We start from the raw sequence: 25,242 nt of genomic DNA, 5'->3' as shown, positions 1-25,242 counted from the left end.
ATGACCGATCATTCCCCCGCAGGCCTGCCCGCCATGGATGTGCGGGCGGGCCGTCTCATGGCCGTCGCGGCGGCCCTCGCCGCCTTGCTGCTGCCCGGCTGCGGCGCGGCGCGGCGCGACGAGGCGGAACCGGCCCCCACGGCCGTCCGCGTCGCTCTCGCCGCGCCGGCTTCCGCGCGACAGGGGGTCAGCGCCTCCGGCACGGCGGCCTATGAGCGGCAATCCACCCTGTCCTTTCGCGTCGGCGGCGTGATTTCCCGCCTGACGGTCGACATGGGGAGCCGCATCCGCGTGGGTCAGCCGCTGGCCCGGATCGCCGGCACCGACATCCAGCAACAGCTCGCTTCGCGGGATGCGGAGCTGGCCCGCGCCACGCGCACCCTGGCGCGGCTGGAGGCGCTCGCGCAGAGCGGGTCGGTCGCGTCGGCGGCGGTTCAGGACCAGCGCGACACGGTGGAACAGGCGAGGGCGGCGGCGGCGGCGGCGCGTTACGACCAGCAATCGGCAACGCTCGTCTCGCCCTTTTCCGGCGTGGTGCTGGAACGCCTGTCGCAGCTTGGCGAAACGGTCGGCGCGGGACAGGCGATCCTGCGGGTCGCGGACTATGACAGCCCGCTCGTCATCAGGGTGCCGCTGGCGGAACGGGATGCCGAGGGCATCGCCATCGGCACGCCTGCCGAAGTCCGTTTCGAAGGGCGGCAGGCGCTGCCCGGACGGGTCGCGAAAAGCCAGCCGCTGGTCGACGGCGCGACGGGCACGCGCATGGTCGAGGTCCGGTTGCCGTCGGGCGGCCATGGGCAAAGCGGCGCCATCGCCTCCGTCCGTTTCCCGTCCTCCGCCGCCCCCGCGCAACCTTCGCTGGCGGCCGTCCCCGCCGAAGCCTTCGTCCCCCGATCGGGCCGGGAGGGGGGCGTCTTCACCGTCGGCGCGAACGGCCGGGCCAGGTTCGTCCGCCTGCGGCTGGTCCGGTTCGAGGCCGACGATGCGGTCGTGGCCGGCCTGTCCCCCGGCACGCGCGTCGTCACGGCGGGAGCGGGCTATCTGAAAGACGGCGATCCTGTCCTTGTGGCGGGCGGGAACTGAGAGATGGGCTTCAACCCCGCCGCCTTCCTCATCCGGCGCAGCCGCCTGACCCTGGTCCTGACAGGCTTGGCGCTGGCGGTCGGGATTGCCTCCTGGATCAGCGTCGCGCGGTCCGAAGACCCGCAATTCCCGGTTCCGGGCATGAGCATCCGCATCGCGATGCCGGGGGCCACGCCCGCCGATCTGGAGCAGCTGGTGATCAAGCCGGTCGAAAATGCCCTCTACGGCATTGACGACCTGAAGGACGTGCAGGCCAGCGCGACCGACGGCGCGGCGACGATCCAGGCCGAATTCGACTGGTCCAGCAGCGCCGAGCGCAAATATGAGGAGGTCGTCCGCGAGGTCACGGCCCTGCGGCCGACGCTGCCCGACGGCGTCACGCGGCTGGACGTCGTCCGCAACCGGACCAGCGAGACGGCGATTTTCCAGGCCGCCCTGGTCAGCGACCGGCTGCCGATGCGGCGGCTGGAGAAATTCGCCGACGACATGGGGGAGGATATTGCCCGCATTCCCGGCGTGCGCCGGGCGGAATATTGGGGCGCGCCGCCGATGGAGGTGCGCGTCGCGATCGATCCGGGCCGCCTCGCCGAACTGCGCCTGCCCGCCTCGCTGGTCGTCGACGCGCTGAAGCGGGCCAGCGACGAGGCGCCCGTCGGATCGGTCAATGCGGGGCAGCGCCGCCTGATCGTCCGGACCGGCGGCGCCTTTCGCTCGCTCGACGATGTGCGGCGGGTTCCGGTCCTTTCCCGCGAGGGGGCGGTGGCGCGCATAGGCGACCTGGCGCGGGTCGAATGGGCGAGCGGGGAGCCGGAGCATGTCGTCCGCTTCAACGGCCGGCGTGCCCTGCTGCTTACCGCCACGGCCAAGGAGGGCGTGGACATCGGCGTCCTGACCCAGGCGATCCGGACGGAACTGGCCCGTTTCGAGCGGATGGTCCCCGGCGGCGTCAAGCTCGAATATGGCTTCTTCCAGGCCAGCAATGTGGAGCGGCGGCTGAACGGCCTCTACCGGGATTTCCTGCTGGCGCTGGCCATCGTCTCCATCACGCTGCTTCCGCTGGGGCTGCGCGCCGCCGGGGTGGTGATGTTCGCCATCCCGCTGTCGCTGCTTGCCGGCCTTGCCATCCTGCAGGCGCTGGGGTTCGGGCTGAACCAGCTTTCGATCAGCGGTTTCGTGCTTTCGCTGGGGCTGCTCGTCGACGACAGCGTCGTGGTGGTCGAGAACATCACGCGCCGCCAGCGATCCGGCGAGGACCGCGTCACCGCCGCCATGGAGGGTTCGCGGCAGATATTGCTGGCGGTCGCGGGGTGCACGGCCTGCCTGCTGCTCGCCTTCCTGCCGCTGCTGGCGCTGCCGGAAGGGTCTGGCGCGTTCATCCGCTCCCTTCCCGTCAGCGTGATCGCCACGGTTTCCGCATCCTTCGTCATCGCGCTCACGATCATTCCCTTCGTCGCCAGCCGGGTGCTGCCCGCGCGCGAGGATGAGAAGGGCAATCGCATGCTGGCGATGATCGAGCGGGGCATCCATCGCTTCTACGCGCCCGTGCTGCATCGCGCGCTCGACCGGCCCGGGCTGGCGCTGGCGCTGCTGGGCGGGCTCTGCCTGTTCATCGCGCCGCTGATCGCGGCCATCGGGACCAGCCTTTTCCCGCCGGCCGACACGCCGCAATTCCTGGTCCGCATCGAACTGCCGCAGGGGGCTTCGCTGCCCGCGACCGACGCGGTCCTGCGCCAGGTCGAACGGCGGCTCGCGCGGGCGCCGGAGGTGGAATGGTTCGCCGCCAATCTGGGCCGGGGCAATCCCCAGATCTATTATAATGTCCGCCAGCATGATCCCGACCCTGCCTTCGCGGAGGTCGCGGTGTCGTTGCGCGACGGCCGGCCCGCCCATTCCGCCCGGCTTCTTTCGGACCTGCGGCGGGAGTTCGCCGCCTTTCCCGGGGCGCGCATCACCGTCCTGGGCTTCGTTCAGGGTCCGCCGATCGCCGCCCCCATAGAAATCCGCATCGCCGGCGAGGATCTCGCTACCCTGAGCGCCCTTGCCCGGCGGGCGGAGGCGGCCATGGCCGGCACGCCGGGCATCCGCGACGTCGACAATCCGGTCCGCCAGGACCGCGCCGACCTGGCGCTGGGGATCGACGAGGCGAAGGCGGCTGCGCTGGGCGTCCCGGCGGGCGCCGCCCGACAGGCCGCCCGGCTGGCGCTGGACGGCGAATTTTCCGGCCGCCTTCGCGATGCGGAAGGGGACGACTATCCCGTCCGCGTCAGGCTGCCCATGGCGCAGCGCAACAGGGTCGAGGCGCTCGACCGGATCCATGTTCCGTCCGTCGACGGCCGGGCGGTGCCGCTTCGCGCCCTTGCCGATCCCGGCATGGAAACGGGACCGGCGCGCATCGAACGCCATGATCGCGAACGATCCGTCACCCTGACGGCCTATGTCGGGGCAGGCCATCTGACGGGGGCGGTGACGCAAGCCGCGCTCGACCGGGTGCGCGGGGCCGTGCGCCTGCCGGCGGGCTACACCATCGCGCTTGGCGGCGAAGCGGAGGAGCAGGAAAGCGGCAATGCGGGGATGACGGCGGCGGCGATCGTCGCCTGCCTCGGCATATTGGCCGTGCTGGTCATGGAATTCGGGCGCTTCAGGCTCGTCGCGGTGGTGGCCAGCATCATACCGCTCGGCCTGCTCGGCGCCGTCCTGGCGCTGTGGCTGACGGGCAATTCGCTGAGCTTCACGGCGATGATCGGCCTGATCGCGCTGATCGGCATAGAGATAAAGAATTCGATCCTTCTCGTCGATTTCACCGAACAGTTGCGGGGGCAGGGGATCGCCATGCGCGAAGCGATCGAGCAGGCGGGCGAGATGCGCTTCCTGCCCGTGCTGCTCACCTCCGTCACGGCGATCGGCGGGCTGCTGCCGCTGGCCATGGGCGGATCGGGGCTGTACGGCCCGATGGCGGTCGCGATCATCGGCGGCCTGATCGCCTCCACCCTGCTGTCGCGGGTGGCGACGCCGGTCGTCTATCTCCTGCTCGCCCGGACGGGAGAAGCGTCGTGACGACGAATCGGTCGCTGGCCGCCCTGATCGGCCTTGCCCTGCTGGGCGGCTGCGCCGCGGGCACGGAGTATCGACGGCCGGCCTTGCCGCTGCCGGCCGCCTTTCACAATGCTCCCCTGATCGTGGAGCCGGGCGGCAGGCCCTGGTGGCGGGATTTTGCCGACCCCATGCTGGACGGTCTGGTCGCGCGCGGCCTCAAGGGCGGCTTCGACGTGGAGGCGGCGATGGCGCGGGTCGACCAGGCAAGGGCGGCCGCCGGGTCGGCGCGGGCGGCGCGGATGCCGTCGGGATCGCTGGACGGTTCCGCGGTCCGGACGCGCCAGTCGCTGAGGGCCGGGCTGGGGCAGATCGCCGATTATGTCCCGGATTTCGACCGGACGCAGGACAGTTTCGAACTGGTCGGCGGGGCAAGCTGGGAACTGGACCTTGCCGGCGGGCTGAAGCGCGGGCGGGAAGCGGCCGTCGCGGAACTGGAGGCGGCCGTCGCCGACAGCCAGGCCGTCCGCCTCACCGTGGCGGCGGAGATTGGCGACGCCTATATCCTCCTTCGTTCTGCGCAGCGCAGGCGCTCCATCGCCGTCGATCAGGCGGCGGCGGCGCAGAAGCTGGAAAATATCGTCCGCGCCCGCTTCGTCCATGGCGCGGCTGCCCGTTTCGAACTGGACCAGTCCCGCGCCTCCACCGCCGCGATCAGCGCCGGGATCGCCGAGTTCGACCAGGCGGCGCAGGCGCAGTTGGCGCGGCTGGCGGTGCTGGCCGGCGGCCTGCCGGATTCGGTTGTCCAGGCGCTGGAGAGGCCGGAGCCGGTGCCGGTCGCCGGTTTCGCGGCCATGGGGCTGCCCGCCGATCTGATGCGGCGCAGGCCGGATCTGGTCGCTGCCGAGCGGCGCGTTGCTGCCGGCCATGCGCGGCTGGGCGTCGCCCTTGCCGAATATTATCCCAAATTCACCCTGTCGGGCCTGCTGGGTTTTCAGGGCAATGACGCGGGCAGGCTCTTTTCCGGCCCGGCGAGCGTGGTGCAGGGCGGGTTGGGCCTGCGCTGGCGGCTTTTCGACTTCGGCCGGGTCGATGCGGAGGTCGCACGGGCGAAGGGCGCGGAGCGGGAGGCCATCGCCCAGTTCCGCAATGCCGCGCTGCGCGCCGCCGAGGATGTCGAACGCGCCGTCGTCGCCTGGCGGACCGCCAGAGAGCGCGAAGCCGTCCATGCCGAAGAGGTCCGGGCCGCGACCGCGGCCTGCGACGCGCTGGATCGCGCCTATCGGGCGGGCCATGTTTCGCTGGCCGAACTGGTCGAGGCGCAGCGCCGGGTTCTCCAGGCGGCCGACGCGCTTGCGCTGGCGCAGGGAGACGCCGCGCGCGCGACGGTTGCCGGATGGCGGGCGTTCGGCGGCTGACGCGGCGGGTCCGGCGGACATCGGGGTCGGCTTCCCCGCAACTCGTCCCATCCGTCCGGAACCAACGGTTGAGTGCCGGTCGTTCATGGGATAAGGGCTGGCCGTCCGCGCACCAACGGATCGACCCTCAGGCGCCGCCGGAGAAAAGGTCGGCAATCAGGAAGCGGGCATCCGCCGCCGCGCCATGATGAGGACATAGAGGGACAAGTGATAGTTTCCATATTGGCCCTGGCTTGCGCCGGCAGCGCACTGGCCGCCGTCGTCGCCCAATGGATGCCCAAGGCCCTCTTGCCCGCGCTGGTGCTGGAAATCGCGTTCGGGATCCTGGTCGGCCCGCATGGCCTGGGATTCCTGTCGCCCGGTCCCTCGATGGAGCTGTTCGCCCAGATCGGGCTTGCCATACCCATGGTGATCGCGGGGCTGGAGGTCGATTTCGGCGCGTTGCTGGCCCGGCCGCAGGGGGCGCAGCGGGTGAGGCCGCTCATCCTGGCCATCCTCATATCGCTGCTGACCCTTGCCATGGCCGGCCTTGGCGCCTGGCTGCTGCTCGACCCGGGGACGCCCCTGGTGCACCTGGCGATCTATGCCGCGATCCTTTCCACCAGCTCGGTCGGCATCGTCGTGCCGATGATACAGGAAAAGGGCATCGCCAGCGACATATACGGGCAGACGATCCTCTCGGCCGCGCTGCTCGTCGACTTCTTCGCGATGATCGCCATTTCCGCCCTGGCCGGGATCGTCGTCAGCGGCAGCGCGCAGGGCGCCTTGGGCAGCCTGGCGCTTGTCGCCATCGCCGTCCCGGCGATCCGACTGCTGCCCAGGCTGCTGGCGCGGGTGCCCGCGGCGCGGCTGGACAACCGGACCAGCCTGCCCTTCGTCAGGCTCAGCCTGGCGCTGCTGTTCCTGACGGCCTGGCTGGCGGAGATGCTGAATTCGCAACTGGTGCTGGCGGCGTTCCTCGCGGGATTGCTGCTGGGGCAGATCGTTCCGCGCGGCAGCCACCGGCGCGAGCGGCTGGAGGTCATCGGCTATGGCTTCATCGTGCCCTTCTTCTTCATCAATGTCGGCCTGAAATTCGATATTCCCGCGCTGTTGGGATCGCCCAAGACCCTGTGGCTGGTGCCGGGCTTCGTGGCGGTCGCCTTCGCCAACAAGATCATCCCGTCGCTGCTGCTGGTCCCGATCCACGGCCGCAGAAAGGCGATGGCCGCCGGCATATTGCTGAGCGCGCGCATCAGCCTGATCGTCGCGGCGTCGGACATCGCGACCCGGATCGGCGTGCTCGACACCGCGACCAACGCGGCCATGGTGCTGGTCGCGATCATCAGCGCGGCGCTCGCCCCCATCCTGTTCAACATCCTCGCCGCGCCGCACAGGCAGCCGCCGATGCGCGTCCAGGCCTGAACGGGCCTTTTCCCCTTCGGCGCGGACGGGGCAGAGGCAAAAGAAAAGAGAGCGTCTCCGCTTCCTGCGAAAACGCTCTCCCCCCCGCCGTTTGGCGGCGCCTGTCTGATTTCGGATCAGGCCGACCGGATCGGGATTCCCGTCCGGGCGCGAACGAAATCGATGTCGAGATCCGACGCCAGTTCCTGCACGATCAATTCGCCGCGATCCCGATCCAGCACGAACCGGCCGAAGTCGGAAATGATGGCGTCGACGACGCCCGTGCCGGTGAGCGGCAGGGTGCAGCGTTCGACGATCTTGGAATTGCCCGCCTTGTCGCTGTGGCTCATCACCACGACGACGCGCTTCACGCCCGCGACCAGGTCCATCGCGCCGCCCATGCCCTTGATCATCTTGCCCGGCACGGTCCAGTTGGCCAGGTCGCCATTGCCGGCAACCTCCATGGCGCCCAATATGGCAAGGTCGATATGCCCGCCGCGGATCATGGCGAAGCTGTCGGCCGAGCTGAAGAAGCTCGACGTGGGCAAAGTGGTCACCGTCTGCTTGCCCGCGTTGATGAGGTCCGGGTCGACTTCATCCTCATAGGGAAAGGGACCGATGCCCAGCAGGCCGTTCTCCGACTGGAGAACGACCTCTATGTCGGCGGGCACATAATTGGCGACCAGCGTCGGAATGCCGATGCCCAGGTTCACATAAAAGCCGTCCTGCAGCTCGCCGGCGGCGCGGGCCGCCATTTCCTCACGTGTCCAGGGCATCAGGCCTTCTCCTCCGTGCGGGGACGCGTGGTCCGGAATTCGATTCGCTTCTCATAGGACGGTCCCTGGATCACGCGATCGACATAGATGCCAGGCGTGTGGACCTGGTCGGGGTCGAGCGCGCCGGCCGGGACGATCTCCTCCACCTCGGCGATGGTGATCTTGCCGGCGGTCGCCATGTTCGGATTGAAGTTCCGCGCCGTCTTGCGATAGACGAGATTGCCCTCCGGATCGGCTTTCCAGGCCTTCACGATGGAAACGTCGGCCCGCAGCCACGTTTCGCGCACATAGAGCGACCCTTCGAATTCCTCGACGGGCTTGCCCTCCGCGACGACGGTTCCCACGCCGGTCTTCGTGTAGAAGGCCGGAATGCCCGCGCCGCCCGCGCGTATGCGTTCCGCCAGCGTGCCCTGCGGATTGAGCTCCAGTTCGAGCTGGCCCGACAGATAGAGTTCCGCGAACAGCTTGTTCTCCCCGATATAGGAGGAGACCATCTTGCGGATCTGGCCGTTGTTGAGCAGCGTCCAGAGGCCGAAGCCGTCCGCGCCGCAATTGTTGGAGATGACGGTGAGTTCCTTGACGCCGTTCCGCAGCAGGCCGGCGATCAGATGTTCCGGATTGCCCGAAAGCCCGAACCCGCCGGACATGATGGTCATCCCGTCGAAGAGAACGCCCTCAAGCGCTGCATCAGCGTCGGGAAATATCTTGCGCTTTGCCATAATAATCCCTATTTGTCCGATTATCGGATAAAAACGCCAATATTCGTTTAAGCGCAAAAGGTCAATGCCCATGGCTGACGACAGCCAAGCCGCCGATCCCAACTTCATGCTTTCGCTGGCGCGGGGCCTTGGCGTGCTGCGCGCTTTCGAGGGGCAGTCCTCGCTCAGCATCACGGAAGCGGCGCGGCTGAGCGGGCTGAACCGGCCCAGCGCCGGCCGCTGCCTGCACACGCTGACATGCCTTGGCTATGTTCGCGAGCGGGACGGGCGCTATTCGCTCACGCCCAAATTGCTGCCGCTGGCCGCCGGGTTCCTGACGTCGACCCCCCTGGCCAGCGCCAGCCAGGCGGTCGCCAACGCCTTGCGCGACAGCCTTCAGGAAACGGTGTCGGTCGGCGCGCTCGATCCGTCGGACCCGGGCCGCATCATCTACATCGCCCGCGCCGAGCGGAACCAGGTGATCGCCGCGCCGCTGATGGTCGGCAGCACCCTGCCCAGCCATTGCACGTCGATGGGCCGCGTCCTCCTCGCCTCGCTCGCGCCGTGCGAGACCGAACGGTGGCTGGCGCGCGCCGCCCTGGAGCCGAGGACCGAACGCACCATCGTTTCCCCCGATGCGCTCCGCACCGAACTGGTCGCCGTGGGCGAGCGGCGCTGGAGCCTGGTCGAGGAGGAACTGGAGGTCGGGCTGCGATCCCTGGCCGTTCCCGTCCGCGACCGCGAGGGGCAGGTCCTGGCGGCGCTCAATGTCGCCACCTTCTCCGACGCCCACAGCCGCGAGGATCTGATCGAGCGCTATCTTCCCGACCTGAGGGCCGCCGCCGGTCAGCTGGAGCGCGCCATCCAGAGCCATCGCCCCAATCCATAAACCCGCAATCCGTTGAATCTACAGGAGTTGACATCATGACATTGCGTCGAGCCGCCATCGTTTCGCCTCTTCGGACCGCCGTCGGGAAATTCGGCGGCGGCCTTTCCGCGCTGACGGCGGGGCAATTGGGCGCCACGATCATCAAGGCGCTGGTCGAACGCAGCGGGATCGATCCCGAACGCGTCGACGACGTCGTCTTCGGACATGGCTATCCCAGCGGGGAGGCGCCCAGCATCGGCCGCTGGTCCTGGCTGGCCGCCGGCATGCCCCAGAATGTGCCGGGCTTCCAGCTCGACCGCCGCTGCGGCTCCGGCCTTCAGGCGATCATCGAAGCGGCCATGATGGTTCAGACCGGCGCCGCCGACGTCGTGGTCGCGGGCGGCGCGGAAAGCATGTCCAATGTCGAACATTATTCGACCGCGCTGCGCAAGGGCGCGCGCATGGGCAGCCTCGAACTGCACGACCGGCTGACCCGCGCCCGCCTGATGTCGCAGCCGATCGAACGCTATGGCGTGATCACGGGCATGATCGAGACCGCCGAAAATCTCGCCCGCGACTATGGCATCACGCGGGAGCAGTCGGACGCCTATGCCGTCCGATCGCACCAGCGCGCCGCCGCCGCCTGGCGCGAGGGCAAGTTCGCTGACGAGATCGTGCCCGTCGCCGTGCCGCAGAAGCGCGGCGAACCCGTGATCTTCGATCGGGACGAGGGGTTCCGCGAGGATGCCTCGCTGGAGACGCTCGGCGGGTTGAAGCCGATCGAGGGCGGCGTGGTGACCGCCGGCAACGCCAGCCAGCAGAATGACGCCGCCGCGGCCTGCCTGGTCGTTGCCGAAGACCAGCTCGCGAAGCTCGGCCTGGAGCCGAGCGGCTGGTTCGTCGGCTGGGCGGCGGCGGGTTGCGATCCCTCCCGCATGGGCATCGGCCCGGTGGGCGCCGTCCAGCGGCTGTTCGCGCGCACGGGCCTGGGCTGGGACGACATGGACCTCATCGAAATCAACGAGGCTTTTGCGGCCCAGGTGCTCGCGCTGCTCAAGGCGTGGGAATGGGGCGAGGACGACAGCCGCCTGGACAAGCTCAACGTCAACGGCTCGGGCATTTCCCTGGGGCACCCGATCGGCGTCACCGGGGCGCGAATCGCCGCGACGATGCTGAACGAGATGCGCCGCCGCGATGCGCGCTACGGTCTGGAGACCATGTGCATCGGCGGCGGCCAGGGTCTCGCCGCCATCTTCGAGCGGTCCTAAGCGGGTTTCAAGCGGCAGGCTGGCTCCCGCCCCTTCGACAGGCGCGGGACAGGCCTTTCCGCGCGATGCTCCAGGCTGTGAACCGACGCGGCCGGCGAAACCCACCGGCCGCGGCTCGGGAATGGATGATCTGAAGGCGCGGCCTTGGGCGCCCTGCGCCGGCCGCCCCACCGCGCCGCATCCTGTCCCGCCGCGCTTTTCCGCGCCCGCCGACGCTCCCATCCCCTTAGCGAACGCCCTGCCGGCGACCTCTCCGGGAATCCATCGCACGAATTTAGGTTGCAAAGTTAAACCATAAGGGCCTATGGGCTGCATGGTTGCAAAGTTAAACCTATCCGGCATTGGCCGGGGAGCGATGGAGAATAGGTGTGAGCGAATTGTTGGACCTGGCGATCGCGGCGCATGGCGGTTGGGACCGCTGGGAGCAGATCAATGAACTGAAAGCCCATTTCCATGCGGAGGGCACGGTCTGGCATGTGAAGCAGTGGCCCGGCGCCTATGCGGACATGCATTGCTCGATCTCCACGCGGAAGCCGCACACCGAATTCACGCCCTTCCTCAAGGAAGGGCAGCATTGCGTCTGGGAGCCGGACAGCACCGCCATCGTCGCCGACAGCGGCGAACTGATCGATAAGCGGGAAAATCCGCGCTCCTTCTTCGAAGGGCACAGCATTCCGACGCCGTGGGACGAACAGCATCTCGTCTATTTCACCGGCTATGCGATGTGGACCTATCTGACCACGCCGTTCCTGTTCAGGCTGCCCGGCTTCACGTCGGAAGAGGTCGAACCCTGGGACGAGAATGGCGAAACCTGGCGTCGCCTGAAGGTGACATTCCCCGAAGGCGTGCCCAGCCATTCCACCCAGCAGACCTTCTATTTCGATCAATCGGGCCTGCTGCGGCGCCACGACTACAGCGTGGAGATCATGGGCGGCACGACCAGCGCCAACTATGCGACCGATCACAAGGCGTTCGACGGCCTCATCTTCCCGACGAAGCGGCGCGTCTATGCCGCCGACGCGGACAACCGCCCGATCCTCGACCGGATCGCCATCGCCATCGACATATGGGACGTCCAGGCGGCCTGACCCGCATTCGAACCGGCCGCGTCCTCGCGGCCGGCAGAGCGGAACCGGGCCGAGCGCAGCGCAGGCCCATGCCGCCACGCAATCGCGTTCGGAACGCCGATCCATTCGCAACGGCGCGCGGACCGAACAGAAGAAAAAGGAAATATGCCATGGTGACCACCCATCGGATCGTCCTTGCCGAACGTCCGCAGGGCGCGGTGACGCCCGCCAATTTCAGGGCAGAGGACGCGCCCCTGCCGCCCATCGGGGACGGACAGTTCCTGGTCGGGGCGAATTATCTGTCGCTCGACCCCTATATGCGCGGCCGCATGGACGACCGGAAATCCTATGCCGCGCCGACGCCGGTCGGCGGGGTGATGGAAGGCGAGATCATCGGGACCGTGCTGGAATCCCGCCATCCGGGCTTTTCGGTCGGGGAACGCGTGGCCGGACGGCTGGGATGGCAGACGCACGCCATTTCGGACGGCACTGGCCTTGTGAAGCTGGACGACCGCTTCAAGCCGATCACCACCGCCGTGGGCGTGCTCGGCATGCCCGGTCTTACCGCTTATTCGGGGCTGCTGACCCTGGGCAAACCCCAGCCCGGCGAAACGGTCGTCGTCGCGGCGGCGACCGGCCCGGTCGGATCGCTGGTCGGCCAGATCGCCAGGCTCTATGGCGCCAGGGCCGTCGGAATCGCGGGCGGCGCGGAAAAATGCGCCTATGCCAAGCAGGAACTGGGCTTCGATGCGGTGGTCGACCATCGGTCCCCGACCTTCGCCGACGATCTGGCCGCGGCGTGCCCGGACGGCATCGACATCAATTTCGAACTGGTCGGCGGCGCCGTCTGGCAGGCCGTGCTGCCGCTGCTCAACAATTTCGCCAGGGTGCCGGTCTGCGGCCTGATCGCCCAGTATAACGGATCGTCCGGCGAACAGGTCGATCATCTGCCCGCCGCGATGCGGATCATCCTGTCGCGCAGCGTCATGATGCGGGGTTTCATCGTCGGCGAATTCTGGGACCAGCGCCCGAAGTTCCTGGACGAGGTCAGCCAGTGGATTTCCGAAGGGAAGATCCGGTTCCGCGAAGACATTGTCGAAGGACTGGACAACGCTCCGGCGGCGTTCATGGGCCTGTTGGAGGGACGGAATTTCGGCAAGCTCGTCGTGAAGATCGATTGACGCCGTCCCCTGCGGTTCGGGAAGGCGGCGACGACCAGGGCCTTCCCCGCCGATGTCTCCCCGGCGGCGTCGCGGGGAGGAACGCTCGACAAATCGGCGGAGTTGGTTTAACTTCAAAACCTTCCTGTGATGTTGGAGATGGCGATGAAGGGAAAGCGGACCAATCTCGGCAACGCCGATTGCGGCATTGCCCGTTCCCTTGAAGTGGTCGGCGACTGGTGGTCGTTGCTGATCGTGCGCGAAGCCTTCAAGGGAAGGGAGCGCTTCGGCGAGTTCCAGAAGGCGATCGGGCTGGCCAAGAACATATTGTCCGCGCGGCTGAAGAAGCTGGTCGAACATGACATCTTCCGGATCGAGCCGGACGCGGACAACGGCGTTGGCCACCGCTATGTCCTCACCGCAAAGGGAGAGGGGTTGTACGTCGTTCTCATGGCGCTGTGGCAGTGGGGCGAAAGCACATGCTTCAAGCCGGACGAGGCCCGATATGCGATGGTCGACCGCCAGAATGGCGAACCGCTGGCCAGGATCGAGCTGAAGGCCAGAGACGGGCGGGTCCTGGGGCCGCGCGACTTCGTGGCCTCGCGCATGGACGACAAGGCGGCCGCCTGACGCGGTTGCTGACGCCGGTCAGGAGGGGATCAGGCCGCTTCCCTGGAGGAAGAGTTCGCTCGTCCTGTCATACAGATCGCCGGCATCCGTCTTTTCGCCGAGCAGGCCCCTGAGTTCCAGACTGACGACGCCGTGCAGCGTCGCCCAGAGCATCTGGGAGAGTTGCCGGGCTTCGTCCCGCCGATCTTCCGGAAGGCAGGCCGCGACCGCCTCCCGCATGGCGCGGAATGTCGACCAGGCGCGCCGCCGGCTTTCCAGCGGCGCTTCATAGGCCCGGCCGAGGTCGCCGAACATGACATTGTAGAATGCCGGTTCCGCCAGCGCATAGGCGCGATAGGCCTTGCATATCGCCCGCAATCGGGCGACCGGCGCAGGTTCTGCCAGGCATTTTCCGAATTCGCGGCCCAAGCCGTCGAAACTGTGGATATACAGCGCGTCCAGCAGCCCCGCCTTGCCCGAAAAGCAGGTATAGATCATCTTGGTCGAGGCGTTGACGACCTCCGCGACGCGCCGGACCGTCAGCGCGGCTGGCCCTTCCTCGCTCAAAATGCGCGCGGCGGCGGCAAGGATGGCGGACCGCGTCTCGTCCCGATAGGTGGCGCGGACCTGTTGCAGGTCGACGCCACCTTCCCATCGGGCCGTGCCGGACGGCATGCGCCTATGCCGTTTCGAGCGCGTTCTGGACCGTTGCGCCCAGGGAGCGGCCCAGCCGGTCGGTGATGATCTGCTCGGCTTCGTTCATGATGCGGTCGACAAGTTCCTTCACGGTCGGCACGTCCCGGATCAATCCGACGACCAGCCCGCAACTCCATGCACCGACATCGACCTCGCCTTCAACCATTACCTTGGGATAGACGCCCGCGACCTGCTCGAAAATATCGTCGATCTTGATCGCGTCGCCCTTTTCCCGTTCGATCTGGCGGATCTTCTCCACGCCGGGATTGTTGAGCACGCGTTCGGTATTGCGCAGCGGCCGCATCACCAGCCGCGTATCGAGTTCCGTCGCCTCGACCAGCGCCCGTTTCACATTTTCATGGACCGGCGCGTCCTGGGTCGCGACGAAACGGGTTCCCATGTTGACGCCGTCGGCGCCCAGCGCCAGCGCCGCCACCAGGCTGCGGCCGTCGGCCATGCCGCCCGACGCGACGAACGGCACGGAAAGCGCCTCCGCCGCCAGCGGCAGCAGGATCATGTTGGGAATGTCGTCTTCGCCCGGATGGCCGCCGCATTCGAAGCCGTCGACGCTGACCGCGTCGCAGCCGATCCGTTCGGCCTTCAGGGCGTGGCGCACGGAGGTGCATTTGTGGATGACCTTGATGCCGGCCTGCTTGAACAGCGGCATATATTCTTCCGGGCTGCGCCCCGCCGTTTCCACGATCCGGATGCCGTTTTCGGCGATGACCTGGATATATTCGGCATAGGGCGGCGCGTTGAAGGTCGGCAGGAAGGTCAGGTTCACGCCGAACGGCTTGTCGGTCAGTTCCCGTGCCTTCGCGATTTCCTGCCCCAGCAGTTCAGGGGTGCGCTGGGTCAGGCCGGTGATCAGGCCCAGGCCGCCCGCATTGGAAACCGCGGCGGCGAGGGAGGCGAAGCCGACATAGTGCATCCCGCCCTGTATGATCGGATGTTCGATCCCGAACAGTTCCGTGATCCGCGTGCGCATTCCTAAGCTCCTTCGTCGTCTGCCCAATCCGGTAACAGTGTTACCAATGAAAACATCGTTGTTCAAGCGCGGACGGCAGGATTTAAAATTGGCTGAAAACAGTGCCTTGCGAGGAATCGATATGTCTGGCGGCGGCGGGGCGGTTCTGGTGGCCGCAACGCTGCGCATCGCCGATTCGGCCTGCCCAGGGCTTTTCCGCGCCTTGGCAGGAGTGCGGCGGAACATGATTGACATTGTAGAATGTGTAGATACACATAACGCAACGAGTCGGGATGCCGGAGTGGATCGAGTCCGGTTGCGTCGCTTCGTGAAAGGCAGTCAGCGGGAACCCCGTCGCTCCCTGCCGGGCCGTGTCGCCCGGCGGCGGTCGACGGGCCGTGCCGTTCAAGCCTGTGATTTCAAGGCAACCCATCGGTCGAATGGGCCCAGGAGGGGGATTGATGATGAAAATGCTCAAGACGGCGCTTTATCTGGCTGGGGCGGCTATTCTGCCCCATGCCGCCCATGGCCAGGCGGCCCCCGCCGACCAGGGCAATGGCCTGAACAGCGTCAGCGACATCGTCGTGACGGCGCAGAAGCGCGCCCAGAGCCTCAGCACCGTGCCGATGTCGGTGACGGCGCTGACCGGGGAGCAGCTTGCGGCGCGGGGGATCAACGATGTCCAGGATCTGGCGAAGGTCACGCCCGGCCTCAATTTCGTGCAGAGCGGCAGCGGCGTGCCGGTCTATTCGCTGCGCGGCGTGGGCTTCTACGACACGGCGGTGGGTGCGCGCCCGACCGTCAGCGTCTATGTCGACGAGGCGCCGCTGCCCTTTTCCGTGATGACGACCGGCGCCGCCTTCGACCTGGAGCGGGTGGAGGTGCTCAAGGGGCCGCAGGGAACCCTGTTCGGCCAGAACGCCACGGGCGGCGCGATCAACTATATCGCCGCGAAGCCCAGGGATGATCTGGGCGCGGGCGTGATGGCGAGTTTTGCGCGCTTCAACACGCTGGACGCGCAGGGCTATGTCACCGGCCCGCTCGCGCCGGGCCTCAACGCCCGCCTGGCGGTTCGCGGGGTGCGGGGCGACGGCTGGCAGCAAAGCTATACCCGCAACGACAGCCTGGGCCGCCAGCGCATGCTCCAGGGCCGGTTCCTTCTGGACTGGCAGGCGTCCGACCGCCTCAGGCTCTCGCTCAATCTCAACGGTTTCATCGACGATGGGGATATGCAGGCGGGCCAGCTCCTCGCCGTGGTTCCCTTGTTCGGCGCATTTGCCGGCACCATTCCGCTCGTCACCAACTATCCGCGCGCGCCCCAGACGCCGCGCGCCGCCGACTGGAACGCCAACACGCCCTACCGCAAGGACAACAGCTTCTACCAGGCGGTGCTGCGCGGGGATTACGAACTGACCGACGACATCACGCTGGTCTCGCTCAATTCCTACGCGCATATGAGCATGGACCAGCGGATCGACCTGGACGGAACGTCGCTGACGAACGGCGACCAGAGCATTCGCGGCCGCATCTCGTCCTTTTCGACCGAGGAGCGGCTGACCGGCAATTTCGGGCCAGCGACCGTCATACTGGGCGTCAACTATGCGCATGACAAGACGCGGGAGAATGCGATCTGGGCGACCTACTATTCCACCCAGAACAGCTTTTTCACGCCCCTGACCAACGACGTCGCCGCCGCGCCCTACGGCTATCAGGACTTCAACACCTATGCCGCGTTCGGCAATGTCGACTATGACATCGGCCGCCTGGTCACGCTGCACGCCGGCGCCCGCTATACCAAGGCGGACCTGGACTATGAGGGGTGCGGGCTTCCGGCCAACCAGAATTCGGCGGTCGGGCTGACACGGCTGTTCAACAATATCCGCGCCGCGGCCGGGCTGGGGCCGATACCCGTCATTCCGATGGACGGTTGCTCGACGCTGGACGCCAATCTCAACTATGCCAGCCATATCGAAGGGACGTTCAACGAGGACAGCCTGTCCTGGCGGGTGGGCGTCGACGTGAAGCCGGCCGAGCGCGTCCTGCTCTATGCGAATGCCAGCCGGGGCTACAAGGCGGGCAGCGTGCCCGTCCTTTCGGGCACCAGCGTCGACCAATATGTTCCGGTGAAGCAGGAAAGCGTGGTCGCGCTGGAGGCGGGGTTCAAGGCGTCGCTTTTCGGGCGGCTGGTCGACGTGACCGGCGCGGCCTTCAACTATGACTATTCGGACAAGCAGCTTCAGGGGCGCATCATCACGCTGATGGGGCCGCTGATCGCGCTGGTCAACGTGCCCAAGTCCCGCGTTCGCGGCTTTGAGGGGCAGGTCACGGTCTATCCGACCAACGGCCTGTCGCTGACCGCCGCGGCGACGTATCTGGACTCGAAGGTCACGTCCGACTTCATCAACTACACGATCATCGGCACGCGCCAGAACTTCAAGGGGAATGATTTTCCCTATACGCCCAAATGGCAGGTCAATCTGGACGGCGCATACCGCTTTCCGATTTCATCGCGGCTGGATGCCAATCTGGGCGTCAACTACAGCTACCGGACCAAGACCAATGCGGGCTTCGGCAACGAACCGCTGCTCTACATGAAGGATTATGGCGTGCTCGACCTGCGCGCCGGCTTCGGCGGCAGCGACGGCAATTGGCAGGTCAGCGTCTTCGGCCGCAACGTGACCAACAGCTATTACTGGACCAACGTCGCCAAGCTCTATGACGTCGTCCGCAGGCTGGCGGGGCAGCCCGCGACCTACGGCATCCAGATGAACTGGCGCTTCTAGGCCATGCGGAGCGGAACAGGCGTGCAGGCTTGCAAGGCCGCTCCGACCAAGGCGGGAGACGGGCGCGCCCGTTTCCCCGCCGCCATTTCCGGCACGCGGTCGGCGACCGCGTGCCGTCCGTTTTCAGCCAAGGGTCTTCGAGGGTTCGATGCAGGATAAATCCGTTCTCGTAACCGGCGCCGCTGGGGGCGTCGGAAAAGCCATTGCCAGGCGCTTCGCGGAGCAGGGCGCGTCCGTCCTCGTCACCGACATCGATGCGCGGGCCGCCGGCCAGGTCGCCGAGGCGATTGGCGGACAGGGCAGGGCGCGGGCGGCCACCCTGGACGTCGGCGACGCCGCCTCGATCGAATTCGCCGTCGCCTCCATCGTCGGATGGACCGGGCGGCTGGACGTGGTCGTGCATGCGGCGGGCATGTGGGCGGGCGGCACCGTGCTCGACATCGACGAAGCGCGGTGGACGCGGGTGCTGGAAGTGAACACGACCAGCGCCTATCTGATCGCCCGGCATTGCGTGCCCCATCTCCGGCAGACCAGGGGATCGATCATCAACATCGCCTCCGTCGCGGGGCTGAAGGGCACGCCGGGCGCGGTCGCCTACAACAGTTCCAAGAGCGCGGTCGTCGGAATGACGAAGTGCATGGCGCTCGATTTCGCGGCATCGGGAGTCCGGGTGAACTGCATCTGCCCGGGCGTGATCGACACGCCGATGGTGGATGCGGTGCTGGCGCATCATGGCGAGACGTTCACGCGGGAGGATCTCGCCCGGCGTCATCCGCTCGGTCGGCTGGGCACGCCGGAGGACATTGCCGGCGCGGCCAGTTTCCTGGCGTCCGACGACGCGTCCTGGATCACCGGAACCGCCCTTGTCGTGGACGGCGGCTCCATGGCCGGGGTCTGATCGCATGAGCGCAGCATCCCCCGCCATGGATGGACGGAGCGACGGGTCGATGACGATCCGGGGCGCGATCCTGGAAACGTCGGACGCGCCGCGGCCCTATGCCGACAGCCGGCCGATCCGGATCGGCACGCTGGACCTGACGCCGCCCGGCCCTGGCGAGATATTGGTCAAGGTCGAGGCGGCCAGCCTCTGCCATTCGGACCTGTCCGTCATCAACGGAAACCGCAGGCGCCCGCTGCCCATGCTGCTGGGACATGAATCCAGCGGGCGCGTCGTCGCCCTGGGGCCGGATGTCGACGACCTCGCCCTGGGACAGCGCGTCGTCCTCACCTTCATGCCCCGCTGCGGCGCCTGCGACGCATGCCGGACAGAAGGGCGCATTCCCTGCACCCGCGGCACCGCCGCCAACGGGGCGGGGACGCTGCTCGACGGCGACGTGCACCTCAGCGAATGCGGCCACCCCGTCCTCCACCATCTGGGGGTCTCCGCCTTCGCGGATCACCTGGTCGCGCATCGCAGTTCCGCCGTGCCGGTGGGCGACGACGTTCCGCCGGACGTGGCGGCGCTGCTGGGCTGCGCCGTGCTCACCGGCGGCGGCGCGCTCCTCAACGAGGCGCGGCCTACCGAGGCGGACGTGGTGGCGGTCATCGGCCTGGGCGGCGTCGGCATGGCCGCGCTCATCACCGCGAAGGCGCTGCGTCCGCGCCGGATCGTCGCGATCGACGCGCTTCCGGACAAGCTCGCCCTAGCCCGTTCGCTGGGCGCCGATGAGGCGCTGTCGCCGCAGGACGCCGTCGACCGGGGGATCAGGGCCGACATCGTCATGGAATGCGCCGGCCATCCCAAGGCGTTCGAAACCGCCTTCGCCATCACCGCGCCCGGCGGCACGACCGTGACGGTCGGCCTGCCCGCGCCCGGCGCCATGGCGCAGATATCGCCCTTGCAGGTGACCGCCGAGGCGCGCCGCATCGTCGGCAGCTATCTTGGTTCGTCGGTTCCCCGGCGTGACATTCCGTTCCTGGAAAGGCTGTGGCGCGAAGGCCGGCTGCCGGTCGAGCGGCTGATTTCGCGCCGCATCGGGCTGGAGGACATCAACGCCGCCTTCGACGCCCTGGCATCGGGCGACCAGCTTCGCCAGGTCATCATGTTCGATGCCTAGTTCACGGCCCGGTTCACGCGCCGCCACGCATATGCCGCAGGTTCGCGGCCAGAGAGGAAAGACCATGTCCGCCAACCCCATCGACCATGCAGATGCGTTCGACACCTATCTTCCGATCGACATCGACGATGCCGAACTGGAGCGTATATTGGAGAAGGCGGAACTGCCCGCCCTGCTGGCCGCGCTGGCGAAGCTGACGGGCGACACGTCGCTGGTTCCCCCATCGCTCAAGCCGCCGCATACGCGCAAATCCTTCATCCCGATGCCGCAGGGCGGCCTTGACGAAGCACAGCAGAAGGAAGCGAGGCGGCTCGCCTTCGACGCGATCAGGCGGTATCGCGACGGCGAGATCCAGACGCCCGGCCACACCGACGATGCGGAGCTGCGGGCGATCGTCAGCTTCCTCATCACCCGCGATTTCGACGATTACCGGGATCTTCTGATCCATGAGGTGGCCGACCATGACGTGGGCGCGCCCCAGTGGACCCTGTCCGAACTCGATCCCGACCGGCCGTTCAAGGTGCTGATCATCGGCGCGGGCATCACCGGCGTCGTCGCCGCCTATCGCCTCAAGCAGGCCGGGGTGGAGCATGTCGTGCTGGAAAAGAATCCAGAGATCGGCGGGACATGGTGGGAAAACACCTATCCGGGCTGCCGTCTCGACACGTCGAACTATGCCTATAGCTTCAGCTTCGCGCAGAAGACCGACTGGCCGCAGAAATTCTCGCGCCAGTCGGAGATCCAGGACTATGTCCTGAAAGTGGCGCATGACTATGGCGTGCGCGACCGCATCGTCTTCAATACCCTCGTCCGATCGGTGATCTATGACGAGGAAGCGGGCGAGTGGGAGGTGACGGCCATCACCGACGGGGAGGTCAGGGTCCACCGCGCCAATGTCGTCATCAGCGGCACCGGCCAGCTCAACTCGCCCAAGCTGCCCAATATCGAGGGCATGGACAGCTTCGCGGGCGCAAGCATGCATTCCGCCCGTTGGAACCATGACGTAAGCCTGAAGGGCAAGCGGGTGGCGATCATCGGGACCGGCGCCAGCGCCTATCAGATCGCGCCGGCGATCGCCGACGAGGTCGGCAAGCTGGAGGTGTTCCAGCGCAGCGCGCCCTGGCTGTTGCCCACGGCCGACTATCTGGACGACATCAGCCCGGAACTGATGTGGCTGTTCCGGCACATTCCGGGCTATGCGCGCTGGTATCGCTTCTGGCAGTTCTGGCTGGCGACGGAAGGCCGGATGCCCACCGTCACCGCCGATGAAGGCTGGAACGAAGAGGGTTCCATCGGCGCCATCAACCATGCCTTCCGCCAGGAACTGGAGGCCGAATTCCGCCGCCAGCTCGCCGACAGGCCGGACCTGATCGACAAGGTCATTCCCACCTATCCGGCGGGGGCCAAGCGCCTGTTGCGCGACAATGGCCAATGGTCGGCCACGCTGCGCAAGCCGCACGTCGACCTGGTGACCGAAGGAATAGAGCGGATCGTGCCCGAAGGCGTCGTCACGGCGGACGGCGTGCTGCATGAGGTGGACGTCATCGCCTATGCCACCGGCTTCCGCGCGGACGAGTTCCTGGCCGACATGGAGGTGCGCGGGCGCGACGGCGTGGAGGTGCACGAATATTGGGACGGCGATCCGCGGGCCTATGCCACCATGACGGTGCCGGGCTTCCCCAATTTCTTCATCTGCGGCGGTCCCAATTCGGCCGTGGCGGCGAACGGCAGCGCGATCTTCATAGTCGAATGCAGCATCGAATATATATTGGAGTGCATCCGCACCCTGGTCGTGAAGCGGCTGAAGGACATGGAGCCTACCGACGCCGCGACCGATGCCTTCGTGGGGAAGATCGACCGCGCCAACCGGGCGCGGGCATGGGGCGCGGAAGGCGTCACGAGCTGGTACAGGAACAAGACCGGCCGCGTTTCCGCCGTCTGGCCGTTCGAACTGCTGGAGTTCTGGAACATGACGCGCGGGCCGGCCGAGGGCGATTATCGCTTCACCCCCTTGGGCGAGCTGACGACGCAGGCGGCGGAATGAGCCGCCTGACGGGGAAGACCGCGCTGATCACGGGCGCCGCCCGGGGCCTGGGCGCGGCCTATGTCCGCCGCTTCGTCGCCGAGGGCGCCAGGGTTCTGGTCACCGACGTGATCGACGAGGAGGGCCGGCTGCTGGCCGAGGAGATGGGCGCCGATGCCGCCGACTATCTCCGCCTGGACGTGTCCTGCGGCGAAAGCTGGGGGGCGGCGGTTGACCGATGCGTCGAACGGTTCGGCAGGATCGACATATTGGTGAACAATGCGGGCGTGGGCGGGGGTGGCGCGCTGGAAACCACGTCCGACGACCAATGGGAAAGGCAGATCGCCGTCAATCTGGGCGGCGTCTTCTACGGCATGCGCGCCTGCATTCCGCGCATGGCGGCGGCCGGCGGGGGATCGGTGATCAACATCTCCTCGATCAACGGCGTCAGGGGCAATCGCGAACGTTACGGCTATGTCGCCTCCAAATTCGGGGTCATCGGCCTCACCAAGGCGGCCGCCCTCGACTTCGCGGCGGCGGGCGTCCGGGTGAACGCGGTGCTGCCCGGCATGATCAGCACGCCCATGACCGCGGGATTGAAGGTCGACACGTCGCTTATCCCGCTGGGACGGCCGGGGGGCATGGACGAAGTGGCCCAGGTCGTCGCGTTCCTCGCTTCGGATGAAGCATCCTATGTCACCGGCGCCGAATTCCTGGTCGATGGCGGCGTCGTGCAGAAAGTGGTTGGACAATGACAGAGGCAATCGAACTTCGCGTCCCCCTGGAACCGGGGGCGCAGGGCGTCGTCGATCAATATCGCGCGGCGGCCCTGCCTCCGCTCGAACAGGGCACGGCGCAACAGGCGCGGGAAGGCTATCGCGCCACGTCGCTGCGCGCAGGCTTCGAACCGGAACGCGATGTCCGCGCCAGGGATCTGACGATCGGGGCGGGCGGCAATCCGCTGCGGACGCGGATATACGAGCCGGAGGGGGCGATCGGGCCGCGCCCGCTGATCGTCTACCTGCATGGCGGCGGCTGGGTCATGGGGGATCTGGACACCCATGATTCCACCTGCCGGCTGCTGGCCAGGCAGGCGGGCGCGATCCTGGTCGCGGTCGACTACCGGCTGGCGCCCGAACATCCCTTTCCCGCGGCGGTGGAGGACGCCGTCGCCGCGCTGCGCCATGTGCCTGAGGCGGTGGCCGGGCTGAGCATCGAAACGGCGGGGCTGGCCGTTGCGGGCGACAGCGCGGGCGCGACGCTGGCATTGGTCGCGGCGCTCGCGCTGAGGGACGAAGCGACGCCGTCCGCGCTGGCCCTCTTCTATCCCGCGGGCGACATGGGCCGCAGAACCGCGTCGATGGACGAATTCAGCAGCGGCTATCCGCTTACATCCTCGACGCTTCGCTGGTTCCGCGACCTTTATCTGGACGATGTGGCGCTGGCGGGCGACTGGCGCGCATCGCCGGCGCGTCATCCGGATTTCGGCGCCCTGCCGCCCACGCTCATCCTGTCGGTCGGCCACGATCCGTTGCGCGACGACACGATCGCGCTGGCCGGGCGGCTGAAGCGCGAGGTGCGGGGCAGCGAGCATCGACACCTGCCTGACCAGATGCACGGCTTCCTGACGCTGGGCGGGGTCATCGCTCCGGCGCGGGGCGAACTGGACCATGCGGCGCGCTTCCTTCGCCAGGCTATGGGCCTTGGCCCCCTGCTGGAGCGGGAGGGAGAAAGCGCATGATGGCCGCGACCATGCAGCAGCAGGCTCTGACGGAGGCGGCCGACATGGTTTCGTCCGTCCCCACGGGACTTTTCATCGACGGCGCCTGGCGCGCGGCGGCCGACGGGCAGCAATTTAGCGTCCACGATCCGGCGACCGGGGATGTCGTCGCCCGGCTGGCGAATGCGACGCCGTCGGACGCCATGGATGCGCTCGACGCCGCCGACCGCGCCTTTCCGTCATGGTCGCGCACGCCGCCGCGCGAACGCGCCGAGTTGCTGCGCCGGACGTTCGACCTCGTCATGCGCGACAGGGAACGGATCGCCCGCATCATCACGCTCGAAATGGGAAAGCCGCTGCGGGAATCCCATGCCGAGGTGAGCTATGGCGCGGAATTCCTCCGCTGGTTCGGTGAGGAGGCGGTTCGCATATCCGGACGCTTCGGCTCGTCGCCGGAGGGCACCGGGGACATGATCGTCTCGCGCCATGCGCTTGGCCCGGCGCTGCTCATCACGCCCTGGAACTTTCCCCTCGCCATGGCGACGCGCAAGATCGCGCCCGCGCTGGCCGCCGGATGCACCGTCGTGATCAAGCCCGCCGCGCTGACGCCGCTCACCACCCTGTATCTCGTGAAATTGCTTGAAGAGGCGGGCCTGCCGGCGGGCGTCGTCAACGTCATTCCCACGACGAATTCGGGCGGCGCCACCGGACCGATCATCGCGGACAGCCGCTTGCGCAAGATCAGCTTCACCGGGTCGACGCAAGTGGGGCGGGTGCTGCTGGAGAAGGCCTCCGCCAACATCCTGCGATCCTCCATGGAACTGGGCGGAAACGCGCCCTTCCTGGTCTTCGACGATGCCGATCTCTCCCGCGCCGTGGAAGGCGCGCTCGTCGCGAAGTTCAGGAATATCGGCCAGGCCTGCACGGCGGCCAACAGGTTCATCGTTCATGCAAGCGTGGCCCAGGAATTCAGCCGGCGGGTGGCGGAGAAGGTGGCGCAGTTCAAGCTCGGCTCAGGCTTCGATCCGGACGTCGCGATCGGCCCTCTGATCGACGAGGCGGCGGTCGCGGGGGTGGACGAGCTGGTCCAGGATGCCCTGTCCCGCGGCGCGACCCTCGTCACGGGCGGCAAGCGGCGGGGCGGCGCGGGCACCTTCTTCGAACCCACGGTGCTCACCGATGTCGCAAGGGACAGCCGAATCCTGCGGGAGGAGATTTTCGGCCCCGTCCTGCCGATCGTCACTTTCGACACGGACGACGAAGCCATCGCCATTGCGAACGACACCGAATATGGCCTGGTCGGCTATGCCTTCACCGCCAGCATCGAGCGGGGGCAGCGGCTGATCAATGAACTCCAGACCGGCATGATGGGATGGAATGTCGGCGTCCTTTCCAATGCCGCCGCACCCTTTGGCGGGGTGAAGATGTCGGGCCTGGGGCGCGAGGGCGGCGCTGAAGGGATCGATGAATATCTGACCACCAAATATACGCTGCTGCCGTCCGTTTCCCGCCCGTGAAGCATTTTCCCGGCGGGCGGCGCCGCCTGCAAAAGGGATCGGCAGGGATGTGGGGATGCCATTGCCGGACGTTCTGCCCATCTCGTCCGGCAAAGGGAGCGTGCCGCGCCTGATGGACG

The 25,242-nt window shown here is 67.4% G+C and carries 20 protein-coding genes; 16 read left to right on the top strand and 4 right to left on the bottom strand.

Annotation, left to right across the window (positions count from 1 at the left end; genetic code table 11):
• The 4 genes from SIDU_RS11170 (at window position 1) to SIDU_RS11155 (ending at window position 6,935) form a co-directional block, all read left to right on the top strand.
• Entirely contained in the window at window positions 1-1,083 is a 1,083-nt protein-coding gene (locus SIDU_RS11170; protein ID WP_007686446.1) for an efflux RND transporter periplasmic adaptor subunit, read from the top strand.
• A gap of 3 nt (window positions 1,084-1,086) precedes the next feature.
• Window positions 1,087-4,137, top strand: coding sequence for an efflux RND transporter permease subunit (locus SIDU_RS11165; protein ID WP_007686447.1), 3,051 nt, complete (start codon window positions 1,087-1,089; stop codon window positions 4,135-4,137).
• On the top strand, window positions 4,134-5,531 hold the full coding sequence (locus SIDU_RS11160) for an efflux transporter outer membrane subunit (RefSeq protein ID WP_037509263.1): 1,398 nt from the start codon (window positions 4,134-4,136) through the stop codon (window positions 5,529-5,531). The genes SIDU_RS11165 and SIDU_RS11160 overlap by 4 nt, the downstream gene beginning before the upstream one ends.
• A gap of 222 nt (window positions 5,532-5,753) precedes the next feature.
• A complete protein-coding gene (locus tag SIDU_RS11155; RefSeq protein WP_007686449.1) occupies window positions 5,754-6,935 on the top strand; it encodes a cation:proton antiporter in 1,182 nt (393 codons plus the stop codon).
• A 116-nt stretch (window positions 6,936-7,051) separates the two neighbouring features.
• Here SIDU_RS11155 and SIDU_RS11150 read toward each other — a convergent pair whose 3' ends face one another.
• Both SIDU_RS11150 and SIDU_RS11145 read right to left on the bottom strand, forming a co-directional pair.
• The gene (locus SIDU_RS11150; RefSeq protein ID WP_007686450.1) at window positions 7,052-7,690 is read right to left on the bottom strand and encodes a 3-oxoacid CoA-transferase subunit B; all 639 of its coding nucleotides are present in this window, start codon (window positions 7,688-7,690) and stop codon (window positions 7,052-7,054) included.
• A complete protein-coding gene (locus SIDU_RS11145) occupies window positions 7,690-8,409 on the bottom strand; it encodes a CoA transferase subunit A (RefSeq protein WP_007684919.1) in 720 nt (239 codons plus the stop codon). The genes SIDU_RS11150 and SIDU_RS11145 overlap by 1 nt, the downstream gene beginning before the upstream one ends.
• A gap of 70 nt (window positions 8,410-8,479) precedes the next feature.
• Here SIDU_RS11145 and SIDU_RS11140 point away from each other — a divergent pair, with 70 nt between their 5' ends.
• From SIDU_RS11140 to SIDU_RS11120, 5 genes are all read left to right on the top strand, one after another.
• Window positions 8,480-9,277, top strand: coding sequence for an IclR family transcriptional regulator domain-containing protein (locus SIDU_RS11140; RefSeq protein ID WP_007684916.1), 798 nt, complete (start codon window positions 8,480-8,482; stop codon window positions 9,275-9,277).
• A gap of 35 nt (window positions 9,278-9,312) precedes the next feature.
• Window positions 9,313-10,524 (top strand): acetyl-CoA C-acetyltransferase, encoded by a 1,212-nt coding sequence (locus SIDU_RS11135; RefSeq protein WP_013054067.1) that lies wholly within the window; start codon window positions 9,313-9,315, stop codon window positions 10,522-10,524.
• Between the two features lie 368 nt (window positions 10,525-10,892).
• Complete coding sequence (locus tag SIDU_RS11130) at window positions 10,893-11,612, top strand: hypothetical protein (RefSeq protein ID WP_007684913.1); 720 nt, start codon at window positions 10,893-10,895, stop codon at window positions 11,610-11,612.
• A 149-nt stretch (window positions 11,613-11,761) separates the two neighbouring features.
• A complete protein-coding gene (locus SIDU_RS11125) occupies window positions 11,762-12,772 on the top strand; it encodes an NADP-dependent oxidoreductase (RefSeq protein WP_007684912.1) in 1,011 nt (336 codons plus the stop codon).
• Between the two features lie 144 nt (window positions 12,773-12,916).
• Window positions 12,917-13,381 carry a winged helix-turn-helix transcriptional regulator gene (locus tag SIDU_RS11120; RefSeq protein ID WP_025161107.1) on the top strand — a complete coding sequence of 155 codons (465 nt, stop codon included), beginning with the start codon at window positions 12,917-12,919 and terminating at the stop codon, window positions 13,379-13,381.
• Between the two features lie 18 nt (window positions 13,382-13,399).
• Here the strand turns inward: SIDU_RS11120 and SIDU_RS11115 are convergent, their stop codons facing one another.
• Window positions 13,400-14,035 carry a TetR-like C-terminal domain-containing protein gene (locus SIDU_RS11115; protein ID WP_007684910.1) on the bottom strand — a complete coding sequence of 212 codons (636 nt, stop codon included), beginning with the start codon at window positions 14,033-14,035 and terminating at the stop codon, window positions 13,400-13,402.
• A 4-nt stretch (window positions 14,036-14,039) separates the two neighbouring features.
• Entirely contained in the window at window positions 14,040-15,044 is a 1,005-nt protein-coding gene (locus tag SIDU_RS11110) for an NAD(P)H-dependent flavin oxidoreductase (protein ID WP_007684909.1), read from the bottom strand.
• Window positions 15,045-15,484: 440 nt separating this feature from the next.
• On the opposite strand from SIDU_RS11110, the gene SIDU_RS11105 reads away from it, so the two are divergent.
• From SIDU_RS11105 to SIDU_RS11075, 7 genes are all read left to right on the top strand, one after another.
• A complete protein-coding gene (locus tag SIDU_RS11105) occupies window positions 15,485-17,806 on the top strand; it encodes a TonB-dependent receptor (RefSeq protein WP_073507142.1) in 2,322 nt (773 codons plus the stop codon).
• Between the two features lie 148 nt (window positions 17,807-17,954).
• Window positions 17,955-18,704, top strand: coding sequence for an SDR family NAD(P)-dependent oxidoreductase (locus tag SIDU_RS11100; RefSeq protein ID WP_007682295.1), 750 nt, complete (start codon window positions 17,955-17,957; stop codon window positions 18,702-18,704).
• 25 nt (window positions 18,705-18,729) lie between these two features.
• Window positions 18,730-19,863: an alcohol dehydrogenase catalytic domain-containing protein gene (locus SIDU_RS11095; protein WP_084191196.1), complete on the top strand. Its 1,134-nt coding sequence runs from the start codon at window positions 18,730-18,732 to the stop codon at window positions 19,861-19,863.
• A 64-nt stretch (window positions 19,864-19,927) separates the two neighbouring features.
• Window positions 19,928-21,907, top strand: a complete 1,980-nt coding sequence (locus SIDU_RS11090; RefSeq protein ID WP_007682299.1) for a flavin-containing monooxygenase — start codon at window positions 19,928-19,930, stop codon at window positions 21,905-21,907.
• Entirely contained in the window at window positions 21,904-22,641 is a 738-nt protein-coding gene (locus SIDU_RS11085) for an SDR family NAD(P)-dependent oxidoreductase (protein WP_007682301.1), read from the top strand. Before SIDU_RS11090 ends, SIDU_RS11085 begins: the two co-directional genes overlap by 4 nt.
• Window positions 22,638-23,627 (top strand): alpha/beta hydrolase fold domain-containing protein, encoded by a 990-nt coding sequence (locus tag SIDU_RS11080; protein WP_007682303.1) that lies wholly within the window; start codon window positions 22,638-22,640, stop codon window positions 23,625-23,627. The genes SIDU_RS11085 and SIDU_RS11080 overlap by 4 nt, the downstream gene beginning before the upstream one ends.
• Window positions 23,624-25,123: an NAD-dependent succinate-semialdehyde dehydrogenase gene (locus SIDU_RS11075; protein ID WP_007682304.1), complete on the top strand. Its 1,500-nt coding sequence runs from the start codon at window positions 23,624-23,626 to the stop codon at window positions 25,121-25,123. Before SIDU_RS11080 ends, SIDU_RS11075 begins: the two co-directional genes overlap by 4 nt.
• The last annotated feature ends 119 nt before the right edge of the window (window positions 25,124-25,242 follow it).

This window comes from Sphingobium indicum B90A (assembly GCF_000264945.2).
GTDB classification, from domain to species: domain Bacteria; phylum Pseudomonadota; class Alphaproteobacteria; order Sphingomonadales; family Sphingomonadaceae; genus Sphingobium; species Sphingobium indicum.
Note: the sequence above shows the minus strand (reverse complement) of the source record. Positions and strands in the feature narration are given on the sequence as shown.